This is a genomic window from Streptomyces sp. LUP47B (assembly GCF_001746295.1).
Classification (GTDB): Bacteria; Actinomycetota; Actinomycetes; order Streptomycetales; family Streptomycetaceae; genus Streptomyces.
In genome coordinates this window covers 303279-326815 of the sequence record NZ_MJAH01000010.1, presented here as the reverse complement: position 1 = coordinate 326815, position 23537 = coordinate 303279, and the positions used below count along the sequence as shown (strand labels likewise).

At 70.5% G+C, this 23537-nt stretch carries 23 protein-coding genes; 14 read left to right on the top strand and 9 right to left on the bottom strand.

Annotated features, from left to right (window positions below):
* Window positions 1-75 precede the first annotated feature (75 nt).
* Window positions 76-645 carry a dienelactone hydrolase family protein gene (locus BFN33_RS29495; protein ID WP_069763183.1) on the top strand — a complete coding sequence of 190 codons (570 nt, stop codon included), beginning with the start codon at window positions 76-78 and terminating at the stop codon, window positions 643-645.
* On the opposite strand, the gene BFN33_RS29490 is transcribed toward BFN33_RS29495, so the two are convergent.
* The 4 genes from BFN33_RS29490 to BFN33_RS29475 all read right to left on the bottom strand — a co-directional run bounded on the left by BFN33_RS29490 (window position 642) and on the right by BFN33_RS29475 (window position 5399).
* Window positions 642-2300: an alkaline phosphatase gene (locus tag BFN33_RS29490; RefSeq protein ID WP_069763182.1), complete on the bottom strand. Its 1659-nt coding sequence runs from the start codon at window positions 2298-2300 to the stop codon at window positions 642-644. The genes BFN33_RS29495 and BFN33_RS29490 overlap by 4 nt on opposite strands.
* Before the next feature lie 84 nt (window positions 2301-2384).
* Window positions 2385-3200 carry a thioredoxin domain-containing protein gene (locus BFN33_RS29485; RefSeq protein WP_069763287.1) on the bottom strand — a complete coding sequence of 272 codons (816 nt, stop codon included), beginning with the start codon at window positions 3198-3200 and terminating at the stop codon, window positions 2385-2387.
* Between the two features lie 89 nt (window positions 3201-3289).
* The gene (locus BFN33_RS29480) at window positions 3290-3982 is read right to left on the bottom strand and encodes a hypothetical protein (RefSeq protein WP_069763181.1); all 693 of its coding nucleotides are present in this window, start codon (window positions 3980-3982) and stop codon (window positions 3290-3292) included.
* A gap of 91 nt (window positions 3983-4073) precedes the next feature.
* Window positions 4074-5399 (bottom strand): DUF2252 domain-containing protein, encoded by a 1326-nt coding sequence (locus BFN33_RS29475; RefSeq protein ID WP_069763180.1) that lies wholly within the window; start codon window positions 5397-5399, stop codon window positions 4074-4076.
* A 203-nt stretch (window positions 5400-5602) separates the two neighbouring features.
* Here BFN33_RS29475 and dnaE point away from each other — a divergent pair, with 203 nt between their 5' ends.
* Window positions 5603-9142: a DNA polymerase III subunit alpha gene (dnaE, locus tag BFN33_RS29470; protein WP_069763179.1), complete on the top strand. Its 3540-nt coding sequence runs from the start codon at window positions 5603-5605 to the stop codon at window positions 9140-9142.
* 79 nt (window positions 9143-9221) lie between these two features.
* Here the strand turns inward: dnaE and BFN33_RS53290 are convergent, their stop codons facing one another.
* Complete coding sequence (locus BFN33_RS53290) at window positions 9222-9386, bottom strand: hypothetical protein (protein ID WP_088245412.1); 165 nt, start codon at window positions 9384-9386, stop codon at window positions 9222-9224.
* 223 nt (window positions 9387-9609) lie between these two features.
* Here BFN33_RS53290 and BFN33_RS29465 point away from each other — a divergent pair, with 223 nt between their 5' ends.
* The 4 genes from BFN33_RS29465 (at window position 9610) to BFN33_RS29450 (ending at window position 13506) form a co-directional block, all read left to right on the top strand.
* Complete coding sequence (locus BFN33_RS29465) at window positions 9610-10815, top strand: NYN domain-containing protein (RefSeq protein WP_069763286.1); 1206 nt, start codon at window positions 9610-9612, stop codon at window positions 10813-10815.
* A gap of 106 nt (window positions 10816-10921) precedes the next feature.
* On the top strand, window positions 10922-11896 hold the full coding sequence (locus BFN33_RS29460; RefSeq protein ID WP_069763178.1) for an ABC transporter ATP-binding protein: 975 nt from the start codon (window positions 10922-10924) through the stop codon (window positions 11894-11896).
* A 73-nt stretch (window positions 11897-11969) separates the two neighbouring features.
* Window positions 11970-12794 carry an ABC transporter permease gene (locus BFN33_RS29455; protein WP_069763177.1) on the top strand — a complete coding sequence of 275 codons (825 nt, stop codon included), beginning with the start codon at window positions 11970-11972 and terminating at the stop codon, window positions 12792-12794.
* 34 nt (window positions 12795-12828) lie between these two features.
* Entirely contained in the window at window positions 12829-13506 is a 678-nt protein-coding gene (locus BFN33_RS29450) for a DUF2567 domain-containing protein (RefSeq protein WP_079141061.1), read from the top strand.
* Window positions 13507-13662: 156 nt separating this feature from the next.
* Here the strand turns inward: BFN33_RS29450 and ybaK are convergent, their stop codons facing one another.
* From ybaK to BFN33_RS29430, 4 genes are all read right to left on the bottom strand, one after another.
* Window positions 13663-14166: a Cys-tRNA(Pro) deacylase gene (gene ybaK / locus BFN33_RS29445; protein ID WP_069763175.1), complete on the bottom strand. Its 504-nt coding sequence runs from the start codon at window positions 14164-14166 to the stop codon at window positions 13663-13665.
* A gap of 16 nt (window positions 14167-14182) precedes the next feature.
* Complete coding sequence (locus BFN33_RS29440) at window positions 14183-14923, bottom strand: LON peptidase substrate-binding domain-containing protein (RefSeq protein ID WP_069763174.1); 741 nt, start codon at window positions 14921-14923, stop codon at window positions 14183-14185.
* Between the two features lie 11 nt (window positions 14924-14934).
* Window positions 14935-15945, bottom strand: coding sequence for a hypothetical protein (locus BFN33_RS29435; protein ID WP_069763173.1), 1011 nt, complete (start codon window positions 15943-15945; stop codon window positions 14935-14937).
* A gap of 121 nt (window positions 15946-16066) precedes the next feature.
* Window positions 16067-17644: an oxidoreductase gene (locus tag BFN33_RS29430; RefSeq protein ID WP_069763172.1), complete on the bottom strand. Its 1578-nt coding sequence runs from the start codon at window positions 17642-17644 to the stop codon at window positions 16067-16069.
* A gap of 158 nt (window positions 17645-17802) precedes the next feature.
* Here BFN33_RS29430 and hisD point away from each other — a divergent pair, with 158 nt between their 5' ends.
* The 8 genes from hisD to hisF are packed head-to-tail and all read left to right on the top strand — an operon-like array spanning window position 17803 to window position 23486.
* A complete protein-coding gene (gene hisD, locus BFN33_RS29425) occupies window positions 17803-19128 on the top strand; it encodes a histidinol dehydrogenase (RefSeq protein ID WP_069763171.1) in 1326 nt (441 codons plus the stop codon).
* Window positions 19125-20231 carry a histidinol-phosphate transaminase gene (locus BFN33_RS29420; RefSeq protein ID WP_069763170.1) on the top strand — a complete coding sequence of 369 codons (1107 nt, stop codon included), beginning with the start codon at window positions 19125-19127 and terminating at the stop codon, window positions 20229-20231. Before hisD ends, BFN33_RS29420 begins: the two co-directional genes overlap by 4 nt.
* Window positions 20228-20821: an imidazoleglycerol-phosphate dehydratase HisB gene (gene hisB, locus BFN33_RS29415; protein ID WP_069763169.1), complete on the top strand. Its 594-nt coding sequence runs from the start codon at window positions 20228-20230 to the stop codon at window positions 20819-20821. The genes BFN33_RS29420 and hisB overlap by 4 nt, the downstream gene beginning before the upstream one ends.
* Window positions 20818-20982, top strand: a complete 165-nt coding sequence (locus BFN33_RS53285) for a hypothetical protein (RefSeq protein ID WP_057618481.1) — start codon at window positions 20818-20820, stop codon at window positions 20980-20982. Before hisB ends, BFN33_RS53285 begins: the two co-directional genes overlap by 4 nt.
* Window positions 20979-21620, top strand: coding sequence for an imidazole glycerol phosphate synthase subunit HisH (gene hisH / locus BFN33_RS29410; RefSeq protein WP_069763168.1), 642 nt, complete (start codon window positions 20979-20981; stop codon window positions 21618-21620). Before BFN33_RS53285 ends, hisH begins: the two co-directional genes overlap by 4 nt.
* Window positions 21617-22342 (top strand): bifunctional 1-(5-phosphoribosyl)-5-((5-phosphoribosylamino)methylideneamino)imidazole-4-carboxamide isomerase/phosphoribosylanthranilate isomerase PriA, encoded by a 726-nt coding sequence (priA, locus tag BFN33_RS29405; protein ID WP_069763167.1) that lies wholly within the window; start codon window positions 21617-21619, stop codon window positions 22340-22342. The genes hisH and priA overlap by 4 nt, the downstream gene beginning before the upstream one ends.
* Window positions 22339-22734 carry a RidA family protein gene (locus BFN33_RS29400; RefSeq protein WP_069763166.1) on the top strand — a complete coding sequence of 132 codons (396 nt, stop codon included), beginning with the start codon at window positions 22339-22341 and terminating at the stop codon, window positions 22732-22734. The genes priA and BFN33_RS29400 overlap by 4 nt, the downstream gene beginning before the upstream one ends.
* Window positions 22731-23486 carry an imidazole glycerol phosphate synthase subunit HisF gene (hisF, locus tag BFN33_RS29395; RefSeq protein ID WP_062038020.1) on the top strand — a complete coding sequence of 252 codons (756 nt, stop codon included), beginning with the start codon at window positions 22731-22733 and terminating at the stop codon, window positions 23484-23486. The genes BFN33_RS29400 and hisF overlap by 4 nt, the downstream gene beginning before the upstream one ends.
* Window positions 23487-23537: the final 51 nt, after the last annotated feature.

Sequence of the window (23537 nt, the reverse complement as noted above, 5' to 3'; positions counted from 1 at the left end):
TCGGCCGCGAAGTGGGTACGGCCGCCCGCACGCCCGCGAAACGGCGCTGTCGGTGCAGGCTGGCACCATGGCCTCATGAACATCATGCTCTTTCACTCGACCTACGGCCTCAGGCCCGCCGTCCGTCAGGCCGCCGACCGGCTGCGGGAGGCCGGGCACGAGGTGTGGACGCCGGACCTCTTCGAGGGGCGCACGTTCGAGACGGTCGAGGAGGGCATGGCCTTCAACGCGGAGATCGGCAAGGACGAACTGCTCAAGCGGGCCGTCCTGGCCGCCGCGCCGTACTCCGACCGCGGTCTCGTCTACTCCGGCTTCTCGCTCGGCGCCTCGATCGCGCAGACCCTCGGCCTCGGCGACGAGAAGGCCCGCGGACTGCTCCTCCTGCACGGCACGTCGGACATCGCGCCGAACGCGACCGCGGACGAGCTGCCGGTCCAACTGCACGTGGCCGAGCCGGACCCGTTCGAGACCGACGACTGGCTGAGCGCCTGGTATCTCCAGATGGGCCGCACCGGCGCCGACGTCGAGATCTACCGATACGCCGGGGCCGGTCATCTCTACACCGACCCCGGCCTCCCGGACTACGACGAGGAGGCCGCCGAGGCCACCTGGCGGGTGGCCCTCGGCTTCCTCGAGACGCTCTAGACGGGGGTGTACGTCCGCTCGACCTTCTGTGTGCCGGTCCGCGTGCGGTACGAACGCGCCCAGGACGAGGTCGCGTTCGCCTTGGTCTTGTCGGACAGCACGTAGTAGTCCATCTGCGCCCGGTCGGCGGTGATGTCCAGGACGCCGTAGCCGTGGCGGTCGGTGTCGACCCAGTGGACGTGCCGGTTGGCGACCTGGATGACCGGAGCGGCGAGCGCGGTGACCGTGCCCTCGGGGACCTTCAGCAGGTCGTCGAGGTTGTCGGAGGTCACCGAGGTGACCACGAACTCCGTGGCGGCGGAGGCCGACAGCGGATAGGTGCCGGCGTCAACCGGTACGTCGTTGGCCCACGCCATGTGGATGTCGCCGGTCAGGAAGACGGTGTTGCGGATGGCGTTGGAGCGCAGGTGGGCCAGCAGTTCGCGACGGTCGTCCGTGTAGCCGTCCCACTGGTCGGGGTTGAGGGCGAGGCCCTCCTTCGGCAGGCCCAGCAGCTCGGCGAGCGGCTTCAGCAGGTCGGCGGAGAGCGAGCCGATCGCGAACGGCGAGATCATCACGGAGTTGCCGACCAGCCGCCAGGTCGTGTCGGAGGACTTCAGCCCCGCCTTGAGCCAGTCCAGTTGCGCGCGGCCGGTGATCGTGCGGTCCGGGTCGTCCACCGAGCCGTTGCCCACGGCGGCCTGCTGTGAGCGGAAGGACCGCAGGTCGAGCAGCGAGAGGTCGGCGAGCTTGCCGAACCGCAGCCGCCGGTAGGTGGTGCCCGCGATCGCCGGGCGCACCGGCATCCACTCGAAGTAGGCCTGCTTGGCGGCCGCCTGACGGGCCGACCAGGCGCCCTCCGCGCCCTCGGTGTGGTTCTCGGCGCCGCCCGACCAGGCGTCGTTGGCGAACTCGTGGTCGTCCCAGATCGCGACGACCGGGGCGACCGCGTGCAGGGCCTTCAGGTCCGGGTCCGTCTTGTACTTGCCGTGCCGGATCCGGTAGTCGGCGAGGGTGAGGATCTCGTGGGCCGGCGCGTGCTGTCGTACGACGGTGTCGCGCGTGCCGTAGTCGCCGGTGCCGTACTCGTAGATGTAGTCGCCCAGGTGCAGCCAGGCGTCCAGGTCGCCGCGGGCCGCGAGGTGGCGGTACGAGGAGAAGTAGCCGGCCTCCCAGTTGGCGCAGGAGACCACGCCGAAGCGGAGGTTCGCGACGGCCACGTCCGACGCCGGCGCGGTGCGGGTGCGCGCCGCCGGGGACTCGGTGCCGCCGGCCGAGAAGCGGAACCAGTAGTCGGTCGCGGGCGCGAGGCCGCGGACGTCCGCCTTGACCGTGTGGTCGGAGGCGGCGGTCGCGGTGACGGAACCCTTGGCGACGACGGTCGTGAAGGCCTTGTCCCTGGCGACGACCCAGCCGACCTCGGTGTCCGGGCCGAGCCCGGAACCGGGCACGGCCTCGGCGGTCGGGGTCACCCGGGTCCACAGCAGGATGCCGTCCGGGAGCGGGTCGCCGGAGGCGACGCCGTGCAGGAAGGCGGGAGCCTCGTCGGCGGCTCGGGCCGGCAGGGCGGCGGCGAGCGGAGCGGCGAGGACAGCGGTGGCCGCCGCGGCCTTGACGACCGTACGGCGGCGCGGGGACAGGGAGTTGCTCTCGGCTGATCTCTGTCTACTGGTCACGGCCGATCAGGTTACTGGCCGGTATGAACGAGAGCGGGCGAACTCGTGAAAGTTCGCCCGCTCTTTGCCTGAAGAGTGCGGGGGTCAGGCCTTCAGGGCCGCATCGAGCGCCGTGTTGAAGTCGGCGACCGTCATCGGCGCGCTCTTGCCGTCGGAACCGGTCAGCGTCTTGCCGTCCATCTTCAGGGTCGGTGTGCCGGTCACGCCGTCCTTGTTGAACTTGTCGGACATGTCCAGGGCCCACTTGTCGTAGGTGCCGTTCTTCACGGCGTTCTGGAAGGTCTTGTTGTCCTTCAGCTCCGGGACGGTCTGCGCGATCTTGATGAGGTAGGCGTCGTCCTTGAACTTGTCGGGGCCGTCCTCGGCAGGGTGCCACTTCGTGGAGTACATCGCGGTCTTGTACTTCAGGAACGCCTCGGGGCTGACGTTCAGCGCCGCGCCGAGGGCGCTGAGGCCGTTCTTGGAGCCCTCGCCGCCGAGGTTGCCGTCGAGGAAGCTGGCGCCGACGTACTGGATCTTGAACTTGCCGTCCTCGACGTCCTTGTCGACGGTCGAGCCGACGGTCTGCTCGAACTGGGCGCAGACGGGGCAGCGCGGGTCCTCGTACATGACCAGGGTCTTCTTGGCGGTGCTCTTGCCGATGACGACCGTCGTGCCGTTGCTGCCCGTGCTGTTGGCCGGCTTGACGAGCTTGTCGTTCTTGGCCTCTTCCCAGTAGCCGGGCTTGTTGTTCTGGACGACCGCGTAGCCGATGCCGCCGGCTATCGCCAGGACGCCGACGACGGAGCAGGCAACGATGACCTGCCGCTTGACCTTGTCACGCTTGGCCTGGCGCTCGCGCTCCTGGCGCAGCCGCTCACGGGCGGCCGTCTTCGAGGCCTGGCTGTTCCGCTTGCTCATGGTGGTGTTCTCCATCAAGGGGACGCGCACACGTCGTGTGCGGGGGGATACGTCGATCGGGACTGGTGGTGCTCAGCTGCTGTTCCTGTTCAGGCGACAGCGACCGAGCACGGCGGTCCACGCCGTCCCAGGGAGTGCACGAGGATCTCGTCGAGCGCGACGGCCGTACGGCGGCCGGGGCGCACCGGGCGGGCCGGCTCCGGGTGCGACCGCACGGTCAGCGCGGCGGCCACGAGGAGGAGCGGCCGGAAGGTCGTGGCGGCCACGGCCCGCAGCAGCTGGGCCAGGGCCCGCTCGCCGCGGCGCAGCCAGGCGGCCGCGAGAAGGCCGACACAGAGGTGAGCGCCCAGCAGCAGCCAGGCGGTCTGCGGGTCGGCGTGCGCGAGCAGGCCGCCGAGCCGGCCGGGATCGGTGCCGGTCATCCGGGCCAGTGGCGAGCCCACGCTGGTGCCGTCGCCGCAGAACACGTCCCAGCCGACCGAGCGCAGCGGGCCCGCCACCGGGCCGCCCGCGGCGCCGTAGCAGACGTGCTGGCCGGTGGTGAAGACGGTGTCGGCAGCCAGCTCCAGCGGGATCAGCACGGCGGCGATCCGCCCGAAGCCGCGCTCCCGGCCGGCCAGCACGTAGGCGAGCGCGAACACGGCGACGGCGACCGCCGCCACCGTGTTGAGCGGCAGGGGAGCCCGGGACAGCAGCACGTGCGACGCGGTGCTGAGCGTCACGACGAGTGCCGTGAACAGCGCCGCGCGGAGCGCTCGTAGCTGGGTCCCGGATATGTCCATAGCGTGGAGAGTCTGTCACGCGGGGCTGTAAGGGACCCCTAAAGGATCCCTGTGAGCGGCCCTATCGTTATGGGAAGGGTCATGAGCCCTGTCACAGACCGGGGATCCGGCCGTTGCGGAACAGGTCGACGAAGGTCTGGTGGTCGGCACGCGCGCGTGCGCCGTAGCTGTGCGCGAAGTCGACCAGCAGGCCCGCGAAGCCGTCCTCGTCGGCGGCGATCGCCGCGTCGATGGCCCGTTCGGTGGAGAAGGGCACCAGGGACTCGCCGGAGGTGTCGTCCGCCGCCGCGTGCATGGTGGCCGTGGCCCGGCCGAGGTCGGCGACGACCGCCGCGATCTCCTCCGGGTCGTCGATGTCGCCCCAGTCCAGGTCCACGGCGTACGGCGAGACCTCGGCGACCAGCTGGCCCGCGCCGCCCAGCTCGGTCCAGCCGAGCCACGGGTCGGCGTGCTGCTGGAGGGCGCGCTGGGAGATCACCGTGCGGTGGCCCTCGTGCTGGAAGTAGTCGCGGATCGCCGAATCGGTGATGTGGCGGGAGACGGCCGGGGTCTGGGCCTGCTTGATGTAGATCACGACGTCGTTCTCCAGGGCGTCGGTGTGCCCTTCGAGAAGGATGTTGTACGACGGCAGACCGGCCGAACCGATGCCGATGCCGCGGCGGCCGACGACGTCCTTGACGCGGTAGGAGTCCGGACGGTCCAGGGAGGCCTCCGGGAGGGTCTCCAGATAGCCGTCGAAGGCGGCGAGCACCTTGTAGCGGGTGGCCGCGTCCAGCTCGATGGAGCCGCCGCCCGGCGCGAAGCGGCGCTCGAAGTCGCGGATCTCCGTCATCGAGTCCAGAAGGCCGAAGCGGGTCAGGGAGCGGGCGTCGCGCAACGCGTCCAGGAGGGGGCCCTGCGCGGTGTCCAGGGTGAAGGGCGGGACCTCGTCGCTCTTGGCGCCGGTGGCCAGGGCGTGGATCCGCTCGCGGTACGCGCCCGCGTACACCTCCACCAGCTCGGTGATCTGCTCGTCGCCGAGGGCCTTGGCGTACCCGATCAGCGCCACCGAGGCGGCGAAGCGCTTGAGGTCCCAGGTGAAGGGGCCGACGTACGCCTCGTCGAAGTCGTTGACGTTGAAGATCAGCCGGCCGTTGGCGTCCAGGTAGGTGCCGAAGTTCTCCGCGTGCAGGTCGCCGTGGATCCACACGCGCGAGGTGCGCTCGTCGAGGTACGGGCCACCCCTCTTCTCGGCGTCGAGGTCGTGGTAGAAGAGGCACGCCGTGCCCCGGTAGAACGCGAACGCGGAAGCCGCCATCTTCCGGAACTTCACGCGGAACGCTGCCGGGTCGGCGGCCAGGAGCTCGCCGAAGGCGGTGTCGAAGACAGCGAGAATCTCCTCGCCGCGGTGCTCGTCGTTGAGCTGCGGAACCGACATCGCGGGGTGCCTCCTGGTACATGTGTACGACAGCGTTTCTGTCGTCAGTCCAACGGTCGGGCCCGGGGGAAAGTGCCCGCGGCCCTCGTTGTGAAGGTACGCGGGGCGACCCCCTGAGTGTCAGTGCAGAGGCATAGACTTCGACGCTGTCCCCCGAGCTGTCCGTCCGCCTGTCGTCGAGTGTTTTCCATGGAGGCCACGCCGTGTCAAAGCCGCCGTTCACGCACCTGCACGTCCACACCCAGTACTCCCTGCTGGACGGTGCCGCGCGGCTCAAGGACATGTTCGACGCGTGCAACGAGATGGGCATGACCCATATCGCCATGTCCGACCACGGCAACCTGCACGGGGCGTACGACTTCTTCCACTCCGCGAAGAAGGCCGGGGTCACCCCGATCATCGGGATCGAGGCGTATGTCGCACCCGAGTCCCGGCGCAACAAACGGAAGATCCAGTGGGGCCAGCCGCACCAGAAGCGGGACGACGTCTCGGGTTCGGGTGGCTACACCCACAAGACGATCTGGGCGGCGAACAGGACCGGCCTGCACAACCTCTTCAAGCTCTCCTCGGACGCGTACGCCGAGGGCTGGCTGCAGAAGTGGCCCCGCATGGACAAGGAGACCATCTCCCAGTGGTCCGAGGGGCTCATCGCCTCCACCGGCTGCCCCTCCGGCGAGCTCCAGACCCGGCTGCGCCTCGGCCAGTTCGACGAGGCGCTGAAGTCCGCCTCCGAGTACCAGGACATCTTCGGCAAGGACCGCTACTTCCTGGAGCTGATGGACCACGGCATCGAGATCGAGCACCGGGTCCGCGACGGCCTCCTGGAGATCGGCAAGAAGCTCGGCATCCCCCCGCTGGTCACCAACGACTCGCACTACACGTACGCGCACGAGGCGACCGCCCACGACGCGCTGCTGTGCATCCAGACCGGCAAGAACCTCTCCGACCCGGACCGCTTCAAGTTCGACGGCACCGGCTACTACCTGAAGTCCACGGACGAGATGTACGCCGTCGACTCCTCGGACGCCTGGCAGGAAGGCTGCCGCAACACGCTCCTGGTGGCCGAACAGGTCGACACCGAGGGCATGTTCGAGGCCAAGAACCTCATGCCGAAGTTCGACATCCCCGACGGCTACACCGAGGTCACCTGGTTCAAGGAGGAGGTCCGCCGCGGCATGGAGCGCCGCTTCCCGGGCGGCATCCCCGAGGACCGCCAGCGGCAGGCCGAGTACGAGATGGACGTCATCATCCAGATGGGGTTCCCGGGCTACTTCCTCGTGGTCGCCGACTTCATCATGTGGGCCAAGAACAACGGCATCGCGGTCGGCCCCGGCCGAGGCTCCGCGGCCGGCTCGATCGTCGCCTACGCCATGGGCATCACCGACCTCGACCCGATCCCGCACGGTCTGATCTTCGAGCGGTTCCTCAACCCCGAGCGCGTCTCCATGCCCGATGTCGACATCGACTTCGACGAGCGCAGGCGCGTCGAGGTGATCCGGTACGTGACCGAGAAGTACGGCGCCGACAAGGTCGCCATGATCGGCACGTACGGCAAGATCAAGGCGAAGAACGCCATCAAGGACTCCGCGCGCGTGCTGGGCTACCCGTACGCGATGGGCGACCGGCTCACCAAGGCGATGCCCGCCGACGTCCTCGGCAAGGGCATCGACCTGAACGGCATCACCGACCCCTCCCACCCGCGCTACAGCGAGGCCGGCGAGATCAGGTCGATGTACGAGAACGAACCGGACGTGAAGAAGGTCATCGACACCGCCAAGGGCGTCGAGGGCCTGGTCCGGCAGATGGGTGTGCACGCGGCCGGCGTGATCATGTCCAGCGAGCCCATCGTCGACCACGCCCCGATCTGGGTGCGCCACACCGACGGCGTGACCATCACGCAGTGGGACTACCCGCAGTGCGAGTCGCTCGGCCTGCTGAAGATGGACTTCCTGGGGCTGCGCAACCTCACGATCATGGACGACGCCATCAAGATGGTGAAGGCCAACAAGGGCATCGACCTGGAGATGCTCGCCCTGCCGCTGGACGACCCCAAGACCTTCGAACTGCTCTGCCGCGGTGACACCCTCGGTGTCTTCCAGTTCGACGGCGGCCCGATGCGCTCGCTGCTCCGCCAGATGCAGCCCGACAACTTCGAGGACATCTCCGCCGTCTCGGCCCTCTACCGGCCGGGCCCGATGGGCATGAACTCCCACATCAACTACGCCGAGCGCAAGAACGGCCGCCAGGAGATCACCCCGATCCACAAGGAGCTGGAGGAGCCGCTCCAGGAGGTCCTCGCGGTCACCTACGGCCTGATCGTCTACCAGGAGCAGGTGCAGAAGGCCGCCCAGATCATCGCCGGCTACTCGCTCGGCGAGGCCGACATCCTGCGCCGCGTCATGGGCAAGAAGAAGCCCGACGAACTGGCGAAGAACTTCACCATCTTCCAGGCCGGCGCCAAGAAGAACGGCTACAGCGACGAGGCGATCCAGGCCCTGTGGGACGTCCTGGTCCCCTTCGCCGGCTACGCGTTCAACAAGGCGCACTCCGCCGCGTACGGACTGGTCTCCTACTGGACCGCGTACCTCAAGGCCAACTACCCGGCCGAGTACATGGCCGCGCTGCTCACCTCGGTGAAGGACGACAAGGACAAGTCGGCGGTCTACCTCAACGAGTGCCGTCGTATGCGCATCAAGGTGCTGCCGCCGAACGTCAACGAGTCGGAGCACAACTTCGCCGCCCAGGGCGACGACGTCATCCTCTTCGGCCTCGAAGCCGTGCGCAACGTCGGTACCAACGTGGTCGAGTCGATCATCCGCAGCCGCAAGGCCAAGGGGAAGTACGCCTCCTTCCCCGACTACCTCGACAAGGTCGAGGCGGTCGCCTGCAACAAGCGCACCACCGAGTCGCTGATCAAGGCGGGCGCGTTCGACACCATGGGGCACACCCGCAAGGGCCTCACCGCGCACTTCGACTCGATGATCGACAACGTGGTCGCGGTCAAGCGCAAGGAGGCGGAGGGCCAGTTCGACCTCTTCGGCGGGATGGGGGACGAGGACACCAGCGAGCCCGGCTTCGGACTGGACGTGGAGTTCACCACCGAGGAGTGGGACAAGACCTATCTGCTCGCCCAGGAGCGGGAGATGCTCGGTCTGTACGTCTCCGACCACCCGCTCTTCGGCCTGGAGCACGTGCTGTCCGACAAGGCCGACGCGGGCATCGCCCAGCTCACCGGCGGTGAGCACTCCGACGGCGCGGTGGTGACCATCGGCGGCATCATCTCGGGCCTCCAGCGCAAGATGACCAAGCAGGGCAACGCCTGGGCGATCGCCACCGTCGAGGACCTCGCCGGTTCCATCGAGTGCATGTTCTTCCCGGCGACCTACCAACTGGTGTCGACGCAACTCGTCGAGGACGCCGTGGTGTTCGTCAAGGGCCGCCTCGACAAGCGGGAGGACGTGCCCCGGCTGGTCGCGATGGAGCTCCAGGTCCCCGACCTGTCCAACGCGGGCACCAACGCGCCCGTGATCCTCACCATCCCGGCGCTGAAGGTGACCCCGCCGATGGTCAGCAGGCTCGGCGAGATCCTCAGTCACCACAAGGGGGAGAGCGAGGTCCGCATCCGGCTCCAGGGCCCCAGCAAGACCACGGTCCTGCGGCTGGACCGGCATCGCGTGAAGCCGGACCCGGCGCTCTTCGGAGACCTGAAGGTGCTGCTCGGACCGTCCTGCCTGGCGGGCTGAGGACGACTCCAGAGGGGCGCACCCGCAACCGGGTGCGCCCCTCTGTGTATCCGGGTCTCAACAACCCTTTAGGCAGATGTCAGTTGTGACCGAAGCTCTTCTGCCGGCCCTTGCGGGCGACGTCGCCGGGGGTCACCTGCGTGGCACGCTCCTCGGCCGGTGTCTCCATCGCGGAATGCTGGGCCTCCTGCCGGCCACGCTCGGACTGCGGCTGCTTACGGCTCTGCTTCTTGTTCTTGGCCATGGTGTCTGCCTCCTGTGGGGGATCTAGGGGCCAGGGCCGGGATCAGATTCACATAGGCTGGCAAGAGGCGCATTTCGGATAATTACCGTGTGTGACAGGGAATGTCGCCGTGCGATGCCCCGAAACGCCACGCCGAAGATCGAGTTCCGGCCGTTAACCCTCGCGTGGTCGGGCAGACTCGAAGGAAGCCCGAAGCAAACCTCCCGGAAAGAGGGTGGATCGCGTGGACCGCTGCATCGTCCTGGTGGACGCCGGGTATCTGCTGGGGGCCGCCGCCAGTCTCCTTGCCGGGGAGCCCTCCCGTTCCCGTATCACCGTCGACCACGCCGCCCTGGTCCAGGGGCTGCGCGACCGGGCCGAGTCCGACACGGAACGGCCCCTGCTGCGCATCTACTGGTTCGACGGCGCCCCCGACCGCGTCCCGCAGCCCGAGCACCGCAGACTGCGCGTGATGCCCCGGGTCACCGTCCGGCTCGGCGCCCTGACCCGCAGCGACGGACGCTGGGCCCAGAAGGGCGTGGACGCCGCCATGCACGCCGAACTCACCGAGCTGGCCCGCAATCGCGCCTGCTCCGACATCGTGCTCGTCACCGGCGACGGGGACCTGCTGCCGGGCATGATGGCCGCCAAGGAGCACGGGGTCGCCGTACACCTGTGGGCCGTGCAGGCCGCCGACGGGGACTACAACCAGTCGGAGGACCTGGTCGCCGAGGCGGACGAGCGGCGGGTGCTGGACCGTGCGTGGATCACCAAGGCCGTACGCGCCAAGGAAGTCGGCGGGATCTGCGCGCCGCCACCGGTGCCGCGGCCCGAGATCGCCGCGATCCTCTCGGCGCCGCTGCCCGAGTCCGCGCCCGAGCGGACCGGGGAGGAGCGCGAGCACGCCACGGCCGCCCCTTCGGAGAACGGCACGCAGGAGCGGGTGCCGGCGCCGAAGGGGGTGCCGACGCCCAAGGACCTCGCCGCGCTGCGGGCGCCCGGTACCCAGGCCGCCCAGCACCCCGCGAGCGCGACCCTGCGGTGGTCCTCCGACAAAGGGTGGGTGGACCGGCCCAGTGGCGCCGCCGAGCCGCCCGAGGTCGCCTCCATGCCGACCCTCGCGCAGCTGACCACGGCGGAGCAGCGATGGGCCGACCGGGAGGAGGACATCACCACGGTGGGCGGTGATCCGTTCGAGGTCGGGCAGGTCTTCGCGCGGCGGTGGATGGAGCGGCTGGGGGACCAGGCGCATCTGCAGCGGCTGTCCGGGATGTATCCGCGGGTGCCGCACCGGATCGACGGGGAGCTGCTCAGATACGCGGCGCGGTTCGGGCTGCTCGCGCACAAGGACGACCAGATCGACGAACACGACCGTTATGCGATCCGGGCCGGGTTCTGGCGGGAGATCGATGTACGGACGGCGGCGGAGCACGCACCCGCCGGGGAGTGAGACGGCGCATACGCCGCCCCAAAGGGGAACAGGACGCCCCGACCCCGTAGTCTCGTCCTTTGTGAGTACGCGCGCGGCACAGGCACTTCGGCACGGTGATGACGTCGTGTGTGCGGTGCGCGGGCTGACCAAGACCTACCGTGCGGTGCGCGGCCGGCGCGGCGCCCCGGGGACACCCGAGGTGCGGGCCACCGACGACGTGGAGCTGGACATCCGGCGGGGTGAGATCTTCGGCCTGCTGGGGCCGAACGGCGCCGGGAAGACCACGCTCGTACGGCAGCTGACCGGGCTGATGCGGCCCGACCGCGGCAGCGTCGAGATCCTCGGGCACGACATCGTGCGCCACCCGGACCGGGCCTCGCGGATCCTCGCCTACCTCGGCCAGGAGTCCACCGCCCTCGACGACCTCACCGTCTCCCTCGCCGCCGAGACCACCGGTCGGCTGCGCGGCCTGGAGGCGCGGCGGGCGCGGGCCGAGCGGGACGCCGTGCTCGAGGAGCTGGGGCTCACGCCGATCGCCGGGCGGCCGCTGAGGAGGCTGTCCGGCGGGCAGCGGCGGCTCGCGTGCTTCGCGTCGGCGCTCGTGGGGGAGCGCCCGCTGCTCGTACTCGACGAACCGACCACCGCCATGGACCCCGTGGCGCGGCGCGCGGTGTGGTCCGCCGTGGACCGGCGGCGGGCCGAACGGGGCACGACCGTCCTGCTCGTCACCCACAACGTCATCGAGGCTGAGACGGTCCTGGACCGGGTCGCCGTCCTCGACCAGGGCCGGGTGATCGCCTGCGACACACCCAACGGCCTCAAGGAACAGGTCGCGGGCGAGGTCCGCGTGGACCTCGTGTGGCGCGAGGCGGCCCCGCTGCACGTCCCCGAGGTCGCCGCGCTCCAGGACCGGGCCGTGGCCTCCGGGCGCCGCTGGACGCTGCGGCTCGCCCCCGAGGAGGCCCGTGCGGTCGTGGCCACCGTCACCGGTGGGGCCGCGTTCGCCGCGCTGGACGACTTCACGCTCGCCACACCCAGCCTGGAGGACGTGTACCTCGCGCTGGGCGGGGCCGCGCGGCAGGGGCTGGTGAAGACTTGAGCGCTTTGAGTACGCGGACGGCCGCATCCGTACGTCACAGGGCGACCGCCGGAGCGAAGAGGAGCAGAGCCACGTGAGTGTCGTACCCGCCGGGGTTCTGCCGGGCGGCGCGCCGGCCGTCGAGGAGACGGGCCGGGCGGCGGCCGCCGAGCTCGGGCCGCGCGCGCGGCTGTGGCCGTCGCTGGCGGCCGTCTACCGCGCGCAGCTGTCCCGCGCGCGGGTCGCGCGCATCCCGCTGCTGTTCGTGGCGACCTTCCAGTCGATCGGCATCATGGTCCTGATGCGGGGGGTCGTGGACGGCGGCGGCGAGGCCCGGTCCGTGGTCGCCGGGGCGTCCGTGCTGGTCGTCGCTTTCGTCGCGCTCAATCTGCTCGCTCAGTACTTCGGCCAGCTGAGGGCGAGCGGGGGGCTCGATCACTACGCCACCCTGCCGGTGCCGCCGGCCGCCGTGGTGCTCGGCGCCGCGGGGGCGTACGCCTCCTTCACCGTGCCCGGGACCGTGGTGACCGCCGTGTTCGGGTGTGTGCTGTTCGGGCTTCCGCTGGCCCATCTGTGGGTGCTCGTGGCGGTGATCCCGCTGGCCGGTGCGGCCCTCGCGGGACTGGGCGCCGCGCTCGGGCTGCTCGCGCCCCGGCCGGAACTGGCCACCCTGCTGGGACAGCTCGGCATGTCCGCCGCGCTGCTGCTCGGGGTGCTGCCCGCCGAGCGGATGCCCGAGGCGGTGCGGTTCGCGCGGGACCTGTTGCCCTCGACCTACGGCGTCGAGGCGTTCGCCCGTACCTTCGGACCGCATCCCGACTGGGCCTTCGTGCTCGGTGACCTCGCCGTGTGCGGGTGCGTGGGCGTGGTCTCGCTTGCCGTCGCCACCTGGGCGTATCGCCGGGCGGCCGTCCGGTGACGCGCCGCACAGGCGGGCCTGGCACGATGTCAGGGTGACCGCACCGTTGACTCCTCCTCCGCCGCCCCACGAACCGTCCTCGCACGATGCGTGGCAGGCCCCTGATCCCCGGTACACGGCCCCGGCCGAACCCCGGTACGGGCAGGACGGGCCCGGCATGAAGACCGAGCTGCTGGAGGCCTTGGCGGTCACGGTGGCCGTGGCGGTCCTCGGAACGCTGCTCGGCGTGCTGTGGTGGTGGCTGGCGCCGCATGTGCCGCTGGTCGGGGATGTGGACGAGCAGGGCAGCTGGGTCGTCTATCTCAAGGACACCGAAGGGGAGCAGGCGGTGGGGGTGGACGGGACGTTCACCCTGTTGGCGCTGGCCTTCGGCTTTGTGAGCGCGCTCGTGGTGTTCCTCTGGCGGCGACGGGGCGGGGTGCCGTTGGTGGTGGGTCTCGCCGTCGGAGGGATCCTGGGATCCTTTCTCGCGTGGCGGGTGGGGACATGGCTCGGGCCGTCCTCGGATGTGCTCGCCCATGCGAAGGCCGTGGGCAAGGGCGTCACGTTCTCCGCGCCGCTGAAGCTGGGCGCGAAGGGGGCGTTGCTGGCCTGGTCGCTGGCCGGGCTTGTCGTGCATCTGGGGCTGACGGCGTTGTTCGGGCCCCGGGATCCTGAGCCGATATATGGGGAGCCGGTCCCCAAGGACGGGTACGGAGCGCCTGCGCAGTAGGGGATGACCCCCTTCGACCCCTACGATCCCCGTCGCACCCCTACGCCGGCCGGCTGCCGTGGTTCGAGCGGCCCTTCTTGGTGCGCCATTTGCGTTTCCGCGTTTTCTTCGACATGCCCCTTCTGCTCAACCGAGGAAGGGGGGCTCGTCGAGGGGTCACGCGCGGGCGACGGGCGCCAGGACCGCTTTCGTGAGGCGGGCCAGGTCGGCCGGCGCCAGTTCCACCTCGAGGCCCCGGCGGCCGGCCGAGACGCAGATCGTGTCGTGGGTGGAGGCAGAGGCGTCCAGGACCGTGGGGAGCTTCTTGCGCTGGCCCAGGGGAGAGATCCCGCCGCGGACGTAGCCCGTGGTGCGTTCGGCGAGGGCCGGGTCCGCCATCGCAGCCCGTTTGCCGCCCGCCGCCGTGGCCAGGGCCTTCAGGTCCAGTGAGCCGGCCACCGGGACCACCGCCACCGTGAGGGCCCCGTCCACGTCCGCGACCAGCGTCTTGAAGACGCGGTCGGGGGAGACGCCCATCGCCTCGGCAGCCTCCTCGCCGTAGGACGGATGGGAGGGGTCGTGGTCGTAGCTGTGCACGGTGAAGGGCACGCCTGCCGCGGTCAGGGCCACCGTCGCGGGGGTGCCTCCCGGCTGCTGCTGCTTCTTCGGCTTCTTCGGCATCTGGCGGTTCCCGGCCTCAGTTCAGACTCGTCGGGCCGAGCGTCAGTTCCGACGCCGGCAACGACGGAAGATTACGGATGATCGCCGTCTCCGCGCGCAGAAGTTTCAGTTCGTCCCGGAGACGGGACGCGGTGTCGGGGGCCTGGAGCAGTCGCTGCTTCGTGGGGGTGTCCAGCATCATCGCCGCAGCCACCAGGTACGACACAACGGACGGTTCGTCCGGGAGCTCCGTGCCGGACGACAGGGTGCGTTCCCTGGCCCCCGCCAGGCGCTTCTGGTACTGGAGGAAGGCCCGCAGGACTCCTTCCGCCAGGGGACCGGACTCCTCGCCCGCCTCCTCCGGCAGCTCCTCCAGTTCGGCCGTCAGATACGGGCCCGACGCGTCGACGGACAGCAGGCGGACCCGGGTCGTGCCCGTCGCCAGGACCTCGAACGTGCCGTCCGCCCGCTCCCGTACCGTCGCCGCGTCCGCCACGCAGCCCACCGCGTGGAACGCCGTGGCCGGGTCGTCGCCGAAGCCGGCCGCGGGGCCGCGCTCGGGCACGGCCGTCTGGTCCGGCAGGCCGGGTGCGCTGGGCGCCACCTCGTGGCCGTCGCGGATCGCCACGACGGCGAACCGGCGCGGCTCGTCCTCGGGCGTCTTCAGCAGTTCGCGCATCATGGCGCGATAGCGCTCCTCGAAGACGTTGAGAGGAAGCACGAGCCCCGGGAACAGTACCGAGTTCAGGGGGAAGAGCGGGAGCCGCACGGTGGTCACGGCGCCAAAGCCTAATGGCCTCCGGAGCGGACACGTCCCCCGTGCTCACTCCGTGGATGGATCAGGGCGTGCCGGCGGACCTCCTCGCGGACCTCCAGGAAGCGGCCCAGCGGGTCCTCGGACTCCCGGCCCCACGGGAACGAGGTCGCGTACGCGCCGATCATGCGCAGCTGCTCCAGAGCGTCCGTCCAGCGGCCCAGGCGCACCAGGACATACACCAGCTTGTTGCGGACCTCGGCCGGCCAGAGGTCGGCCACCGCGAACGTGGCGGACAGCTCGATCGCCCGGTCCGCCGCCGCGTCCAGCCGCTCGCGCGGCACCGCGGTGCCGCCGCCCTCGGTCAGACACGCGAGCGCTGCCCGCGCGGGCAGCGCCTGGATGAGGGAGCCGGACGGGGCGTCCTGCGCGGCCCGGTCGGCGAAGTCGAAACACTCGCGGTACGAGCCCCGCCAGGAGGTCGCCAGATAGCGCAGCGCGGCGACATGGCAGCCGTAGTGGAGCGGGGCGCGACTGAGGGACGCCTCCCACAACTCCCCGAAGTAGACGTGCCCCGCCTGCGAGCCGCGCGCGTGGTCCAGCGCGATACGCCACGGCACCGGGTCGCGGTCGTCGCCGCGTGCCGCGGCCGTGATCAGCGGGCTCACCTCGCGCAGCAGCTCCGCCCGGGCCGGTGAGTCCCAGACGCGGTCCACGGCGAGCTGGGCGGCAAGGAGCAGCTGGTCCGGGTCGTACGGGGCCTCGGCGCGCCAGGCGTCGTACCACTCGGGGCGCGAGCGGGCGAAGGCGGAGAGCCGCCGGACGTACCGGTCGCGCAGTTCCCAGGCGGCGCTCTCGCGGGTTGCCGCGAGCACCTCGGCCGCGCGTCCGTACGCGCCCTGCCCGGCCGCGACCAGCGCCGGCCCGAGCCGGTCGTCGGGCGCGTCGAGCAGTACCTCGTTGTCGGCGGGCAGTCCGCCGGTGAGGTACGGGGGTGTCCGTGACGCTCGGATGAAGGGGGGCAGCAGAGCCATGGTGTCGACCATTGAAGGTCCGCGAGCCAGCCCTGCGCCAGTGCGCACGTGCAACTCGTGGAAAGTTGTACGACGGACGGTCAAAGCGCGGTAAAGACGTGACCTACGTTCACCTTACGCACCACGGACCTCCCTAATTCCGCCGCAACAGCCTCGTCGCACCCGCCGCCACGGTGGTCGCCAGGATCCACCCGAGGAGGACCATCGCGGCCGCCAGCCATTGCCAGCCGCCACGTAATTGCCAGAAACCGACCTGGCCCAGGTCGATCACCGGGAGCAGGAGGTCGAGGGCGAAGAGGGCGGGATTCCAGACCGGATGGTCGCCGCCCTTGAGCGGCGGATGGCTCGCGTGTGCGAACGCCACGGAGCCTGCCGCCCACAGCACCGCCATCCATACGGCGGCCCGACCGGGCCGGTACCCGTAGGCGACCGTCCAGTCCTGCACGTACCCCCACAGCTTGGCGGCCAGCGGCAGGCTCTCGCGGCGCCGGCGCTGCTTGGCGAGCAGCACCTCGCGCGCGTCCTCGTCCTCGCCACCGGCCCGCAGCACCGCCGCGAGCCTCTCGTACGGTTCCGGGTTGTACTCGGCGGTGGCGGCCGCCACCCACTCCAGCCGCTCGGCCAGCGGGAACGGACCGTGCGGTACGAGGTTCTCGTAGACGAACCCGCCCATGTGGAGGTTGCCCGGTCCCGGCCATGCGCTCGCCCGGTCCACCAGGTTGCCGACCCGCGCTCCCGAGAGGACCACCTTGCCGCGCTGCGGCTTCTCACCCAGGAAGCGCAGCTCCGGGGCCTGGACCCGGCGCAGCGACAGCTCCTGGTCCTCGGTGAAGGTGAAGCGGGCCCGTTCCAGGTCGACCGCGTCCCCGAACCGCCCGTCGTCCAGCCGCACGCCGCCCTGGCACTCGAAGCGCTGGATCCGCGTCCCGCGCGCGGGGGTCGCCCCGCTCAGCATGGAGGCGCCGACGCCCGCCGGGGTCAGGTACAGCGTGCGCTCGACGGTCAGCTGGGGGGCGTTCAGCGCGAGCCGGGTGTACGGGTTGTTCAGCCGGGCGCCGCGCAGGCTCAGGGAGACGCCGATGGTGGCGCTGCGCAGGCTCAGCTCGCCGTGCGACTCCAGGAGCTCCGCCTGCAGGTCCTGGCCCACGGTGATGCCGTCGGCGGCGATCGAACGGCCGCTGCGGTCGCGGTAGACGATCGCCTGGTTCATCAGCAGATCCGTGCCGATGTGCGCGTCGGTCAGCCGTACGCCGTTGTGGAAGCGGCAGCGCGGCAGATGCAGATCGCCCTCCGTGTGCACCCTGGCGGCCTCCAGGCGCGGCACCGAGCAGTCCACGAACCGTGCGGTGGTGAAGCGGGCCTCAGGCAGCAGGATCTCCCGCTCGAAGCGGCAGCCCTTCATCTCCAGGTACGGCACGACCGTGCCGCCCGAGAGGTCCAGGGTGCCGCTGATCTGCACGCCGGTGAGCTTCAGGGACGAGACCCGGCCGGCGAGCGCGGGCGGACCGTCCAGGAGCAGCCAGCACACGATACGCGCGCGTACCGTCCGCTCGGGACCCCAGGGGTGCCCGCCGTGCGGATCGTCGACGACGGTGTCGCCGCTGCTCAGGTCGTACACGGTGCCGTTGCGGAAGGCCTGCCACATACCGGCTTCCGCGGCGGTCAGATCGTCCGGCAGGTCTCCGTCCCGGACCCCGGCCCCCTCGGTCACGGTTCTTCCAGCCCCTCGGTCACTTGTGGATTCGTACAGCCGTTCATGCCCGCTGAGTAACCCCCTGAACGCTAGACGTGAAGGCGATCTTCCAGGTTGCGTATCAGCCATTGGAATGCGCGAACGGGCCCTGACGAGGGTCTGAGAGAATTGGGAGCGTGATCTCCCGAATCGACCTGCGCGGCGACGCCCTCCCCGAGGGCCCCGCCCTGCGCGACCTGCTGCCCCGAGCCGACTTCGACGTTCAGGCCGCCCTGGAGAAGGTGCGTCCGATCTGCGAGGCCGTGCATCATCGGGGCGACGCGGCGCTGATCGACTTCGCGGAGAAGTTCGACGGGGTGCGGCTGGAGTCGGTACGCGTGCCGGCCGCCGTTGTGGACAAGGCGCTCGAAGAGCTCGACCCCGCCGTGCGCGCGGCCCTGGAGGAGTCCATCCGCCGCGCCCGTCTCGTCCACCGCGAGCAGCGCCGTACGACCCGCACGACCCAGGTCGTCCCCGGCGGTTCCGTCACCGAGAAGTGGGTGCCGGTCGACCGTGTCGGGCTGTACGCACCCGGCGGCCGGTCGGTCTACCCGTCCTCCGTGATCATGAACGTGGTGCCCGCGCAGGAGGCGGGAGTGGAGTCCATCGCGCTCGCCTCGCCCGCCCAGGCCGAGTTTGGAGGCCTCCCGCACCCGACGATCCTCGCCGCGTGCGCGCTGCTCGGCATCGACGAGGTCTACGCCGCCGGTGGCGCGACCGCCGTCGCCATGTTCGCGTACGGCACCGAGTCCTGCCCGCCCGCCCCCATGGTCACCGGCCCCGGCAACATCTGGGTCGCCGCGGCCAAGCGCTACTTCACGGGCAAGATCGGCATCGACGCCGAGGCCGGACCGACCGAGATCGCGGTCCTGGCGGACGCCTCCGCCGATCCGGTGCATGTGGCCTCCGACCTGATCAGCCAGGCCGAGCACGACCCGCTGGCCGCCGCCGTCCTGGTCACCGACTCCGTCGAGCTCGCGGACGCGGTCGAGAAGGAGCTGGAGCCGCAGGTCGCGGCCACCAAGCACATCGAGGACCGGATCGTGCCCGCCCTGAAGGGCAGGCAGTCCGCGATCGTCCTCGTCGACGGCATCGACGAGGGCCTCAGGGTCGTCGACGCGTACGGCGCCGAGCACCTGGAGATCCAGACGGCCGACGCCGCCGCGGTCGCCGACCGGGTCCGCAACGCGGGCGCGATCTTCATCGGCCCCTGGGCGCCGGTCTCGCTCGGCGACTACTGCGCCGGGTCCAACCACGTGCTCCCGACCGGTGGCTGTGCCTGCCACTCCTCCGGACTGTCCGTGCAGTCCTTCCTGAGGGGCATCCACATCGTCGACTACACGAAGGACGCGCTCGCGGACGTGGCGCACCACGTGGTGACGCTCGCGGAGGCGGAGGACCTGCCCGCCCACGGGGCGGCGATCAAGGCACGGTTCGGGTGGAAGGTACCGACGAGCAAGTGAACTTCGGAATCGACGATCTCCCAGTACGGGACGAGCTGCGCGGCAAGTCCCCCTACGGCGCGCCCCAGTTGGACGTCCCCGTACGGCTGAACACCAACGAGAACCCCTACCCGCTGCCCGAGCCGCTGGTCGAGCGCATCGTCGAGCGCGTCCGCGAGGCAGCCCGCGATCTCAACCGCTACCCGGACCGGGACGCGGTCGAGCTGCGCACCCAGCTCGCCAAGTACCTCAGCGACACCTCGGGGTACGAGGTCGGCCTCGCCAACGTCTGGGCGGCGAACGGCTCCAACGAGGTCCTCCAGCAGCTGCTGCAGACCTTCGGCGGACCGGGCCGTACGGCGATCGGCTTCGAGCCGTCGTACTCGATGCACGCCCTCATCGCGCGCGGCACCGGCACGGGCTGGATCTCCGGCCCGCGCAACGAGGACTTCACGATCGACCTCGCCGCCGCCGAGAAGGCCGTCGCCGAGCACCGGCCGGACGTCGTCTTCATCACCACGCCCAACAACCCCACGGGCACCGCGGTCCCCCCGGAGACGGTCCTCGCGCTGTACGAGGCCGCGCAGGCCGCGAAGCCCTCCATGGTCGTGGTCGACGAGGCCTACATCGAGTTCAGCCACGGCGACTCACTGCTGCCGCTGCTGGAAGCACGGCCGAATCTCGTCGTCTCGCGGACCATGTCGAAGGCGTTCGGGGCCGCGGGCCTGCGCCTCGGCTACCTCGCCGCGCACCCGGCGGTCGTGGACGCCGTACAGCTCGTACGGCTGCCCTACCACCTGTCGGCCGTCACACAGGCGACCGCGCTGGCCGCCCTGGAGCACACCGACACCCTGCTCAAGTACGTCGAGCAGCTGAAGGCCGAGCGGGACCGGCTGGTCACCGAGCTGCTGGAGATCGGCTACGAGGTCACCGCCTCGGACGCCAACTTCGTGCAGTTCGGCCGCTTCGACGACGCCCACGCGATGTGGCAGAAGATCCTCGACCGGGGCGTCCTGGTCCGGGACAACGGCGTCCCAGGCTGGCTGCGGGTGACGGCCGGAATCCCCGAAGAGAACGACGCGTTCCTCGACGCGGTCCGTGAGTTGAAGAAGGAGAGCGCATGAGCCGCGTAGGCCGCGTGGAGCGGGTGACCAAGGAGACCTCGGTCCTCGTCGAGATCGATCTCGACGGGTCCGGAAAGGTCGAGGTGTCGACGGGCGTCGGCTTCTACGACCACATGCTCGACCAGCTCGGCCGGCACGGTCTGTTCGACCTGACCGTGAAGACCGAGGGCGACCTGCACATCGACTCCCACCACACCATCGAGGACTCCGCCCTCGCGCTGGGTGCCGCCTTCAAGCAGGCGCTCGGCGACAAGGTGGGCATCTACCGCTTCGGCAACTGCACGGTCCCGCTGGACGAGTCCCTCGCCCAGGTCACCGTCGACCTCTCCGGCCGCCCCTACCTCGTGCACACCGAGCCCGAGAACATGGCGCCGATGATCGGTGCGTACGACACCACGATGACCCGGCACATCCTGGAGTCCTTCGTCGCCCAGGCGCAGATCGCGCTGCACGTGCACGTGCCGTACGGGCGCAACGCGCACCACATCGTGGAGTGCCAGTTCAAGGCGCTGGCCCGGGCCCTCAGGTACGCCAGCGAGCGCGACCCGCGCGCGGCCGGCATCCTCCCCTCCACGAAGGGCGCGCTGTGACCGGCCTCTCGACCCTCCTGATCGTCGTCGGCCTCTTCCTGGCCGGCGGCATCTACTCCTTCGTCAAGCAGGACATGCCGAAGAGCCTGATCGTGCTGCTCTCCATAGGCGCCGCGATGTGTCTGGTCGCGGGCGTCGTGAGGCTGGAGGTGTGGAATTGAGCGCATCCAAGCGAGTGGTCGTCTTCGACTACGGCTTCGGCAACGTGAGGTCCGCCGAGCGCGCCCTCGCGCGCGCGGGAGCCGACGTCGAGATAACGCGTGACTACGACAGGGCCATGAACGCCGACGGTCTGCTGGTACCGGGCGTCGGCGCCTTCGCCGCCTGCATGAAGGGCCTGCACGAGGCCCGCGGCGACTGGATCATCGACCGCCGGCTGTCCGGCGGGCGCCCGGTCATGGGCATCTGCGTCGGCATGCAGATCCTCTTCGCGCGCGGCATCGAGCACGGGGTGCAGACCGAGGGCCTCGACGAGTGGCCCGGCGCGGTCGAGCCGCTGAAGGCCGACATCGTGCCCCACATGGGCTGGAACACCGTCGACGCGGCGGCCGGCTCCCAGCTGTTCGCGGGCCTGGACGCCGACGCCCGCTTCTACTTCGTGCACTCCTACGCCGTCCACGACTGGTCGCTGGAGACGCACAACACGGCGATGACGGCCCCCAAGGTCACCTGGTCGACGCACGGCGAGCCCTTCGTGGCCGCCGTGGAGAACGGCGCGCTGTGGGCCACACAGTTCCACCCCGAGAAGTCCGGCGACGCCGGTGCCCAGCTCCTCACCAACTGGATCGGAACACTGTGAGCAAGCTCGAACTCCTTCCCGCCGTCGACGTCCGCGACGGCCAGGCCGTCCGGCTCGTCCACGGCGAGTCCGGCACGGAGACCTCGTACGGCTCCCCGCTGGAGGCCGCGCTGTCCTGGCAGCGGTCGGGCGCCGAGTGGCTGCACCTGGTCGACCTGGACGCGGCGTTCGGCACCGGCGACAACCGGGAGCTGGTCCGCCAGGTCACCGAGGCGATGGACATCAAGGTGGAACTGTCCGGTGGCATCCGGGACGACGCCTCCCTGGCGGCCGCCCTCGCCACCGGCTGCACCCGGGTCAATCTCGGTACCGCCGCCCTGGAGAGCCCGGAGTGGGTCGCCAAGGTCATCGCCGAGCACGGCGACAGGATCGCGGTGGGCCTGGACGTCCGCGGTACGACCCTGAAGGGCCGCGGCTGGACCCGCGACGGCGGCGACCTCTACGAGACGCTGGAGCGGCTCGACTCCGAGGGCTGCGCCCGGTATGTCGTCACCGACATCGCCAAGGACGGCACGCTCCAGGGCCCGAACCTGGAGCTGCTGCGCAACGTGTGCGCGGCGACCGACCGCCCCGTGGTGGCCTCCGGCGGCGTGTCCTCGCTGGACGACCTGCGGGCCATCGCCGAGCTGGTGCCCCTCGGTGTCGAGGGCTCCATCGTCGGGAAGGCCCTGTACGCGAAGGCGTTCACCCTGGAAGAGGCCTTGGAGGCGGTGGCCAAGTGAGCGACGTACGACGTGTCACGACCGGTGGGCCGTGGGAGGAGACCTTCGGGTACTCCCGTGCGGTGGAACTGCCGAACGGCCTGGTGCTGGTCTCCGGCTGCACCTCGGTGGTGGACGGCGAGATCGTCGCGGGCGACCCGTTCGAGCAGACGGTCAACGCCTTCGACGTCGCGTTCGCGGCGCTGGGGCAGCTGGGGCTCGGCCGCGAAGACGTCGTGCGGACGCGCATGTACATCACCCACGCCCGGGACGTGGAGGAGGTCGGACGGGCTCACAAGGAGCTGTTCGACACCGTCCGGCCCGCCGCGTCCATGATCATCGTCTCCGGCTTCGTGGACCCGAGTCTGGTCGTCGAGGTCGAGGTGGAGGCGTTCCGAGGGGTGTCCTCATGACGCTGGCCGTACGAGTCATCCCCTGCCTGGACGTGGACAACGGCCGGGTGGTCAAGGGTGTCAACTTCCAGAACCTGCGCGACGCGGGCGACCCCGTCGAGATGGCCAAGGTGTACGACGCCGAGGGCGCCGACGAGCTGACCTTTCTGGACATCACCGCCTCGTCGGGCAACCGTGAGACGACGTACGACGTGGTGCGCCGCACCGCCGAGCAGGTCTTCATCCCGCTCACGGTCGGCGGCGGGGTCCGCACGGCCGAGGACGTGGACAAGCTGCTGCGGGCGGGGGCGGACAAGGTCGGGGTGAACACCGCGGCCATCGCGCGCCCCGAGCTGATCAAGGAGATCGCCGAGCGGTTCGGCCGGCAGGTGCTGGTGCTGTCGGTGGACGCGCGACGCACCGCTGAGGGAACCTTCGAGGTCACCACCCACGGCGGTCGCCGCGGTACCGGCATCGACGCCGTGGAGTGGGCGCACCGGGCGGCCGAGCTGGGCGCCGGCGAGATCCTGCTCAACTCCATGGACGCCGACGGCACCAAGGACGGCTACGACCTGGAGATGATCGAGGCCGTCCGCAAGCACGTGACGGTGCCGCTGATCGCCTCCGGCGGCGCGGGCAAGCTCGACCACTTCCCACCGGCGATCGGAGCGGGCGCGGACGCGGTGCTGGCGGCCTCGGTGTTCCACTTCGGCGATCTGCGGATCGGCGAGGTCAAGGAGACGCTGCGGGGGGCGGGGCACCCGGTGCGGTGACGCCTTTGCGGGGCTGAGCCCCGGTCGTGGAGACGGCGCGCACGGAACCTG

What these genes read in the sequence shown, in the direction of transcription:
- BFN33_RS29495 (WP_069763183.1), top strand. Translation starts at nt 76, where the DNA reads ATGAACATCATGCTCTTTCACTCGACCTACGGCCTCAGGCCCGCCGTC.
- BFN33_RS29485 (WP_069763287.1), bottom strand. Translation starts at nt 3,200, where the DNA reads ATGAGCAAGCGGAACAGCCAGGCCTCGAAGACGGCCGCCCGTGAGCGG.
- BFN33_RS29480 (WP_069763181.1), bottom strand. Translation starts at nt 3,982, where the DNA reads ATGGACATATCCGGGACCCAGCTACGAGCGCTCCGCGCGGCGCTGTTC.
- BFN33_RS29475 (WP_069763180.1), bottom strand. Translation starts at nt 5,399, where the DNA reads ATGTCGGTTCCGCAGCTCAACGACGAGCACCGCGGCGAGGAGATTCTC.
- BFN33_RS53290 (WP_088245412.1), bottom strand. Translation starts at nt 9,386, where the DNA reads ATGGCCAAGAACAAGAAGCAGAGCCGTAAGCAGCCGCAGTCCGAGCGT.
- ybaK (WP_069763175.1), bottom strand. Translation starts at nt 14,166, where the DNA reads ATGCCGAAGAAGCCGAAGAAGCAGCAGCAGCCGGGAGGCACCCCCGCG.
- BFN33_RS29435 (WP_069763173.1), bottom strand. Translation starts at nt 15,945, where the DNA reads ATGGTCGACACCATGGCTCTGCTGCCCCCCTTCATCCGAGCGTCACGG.
- hisB (WP_069763169.1), top strand. Translation starts at nt 20,228, where the DNA reads ATGAGCCGCGTAGGCCGCGTGGAGCGGGTGACCAAGGAGACCTCGGTC.
- hisF (WP_062038020.1), top strand. Translation starts at nt 22,731, where the DNA reads ATGACGCTGGCCGTACGAGTCATCCCCTGCCTGGACGTGGACAACGGC.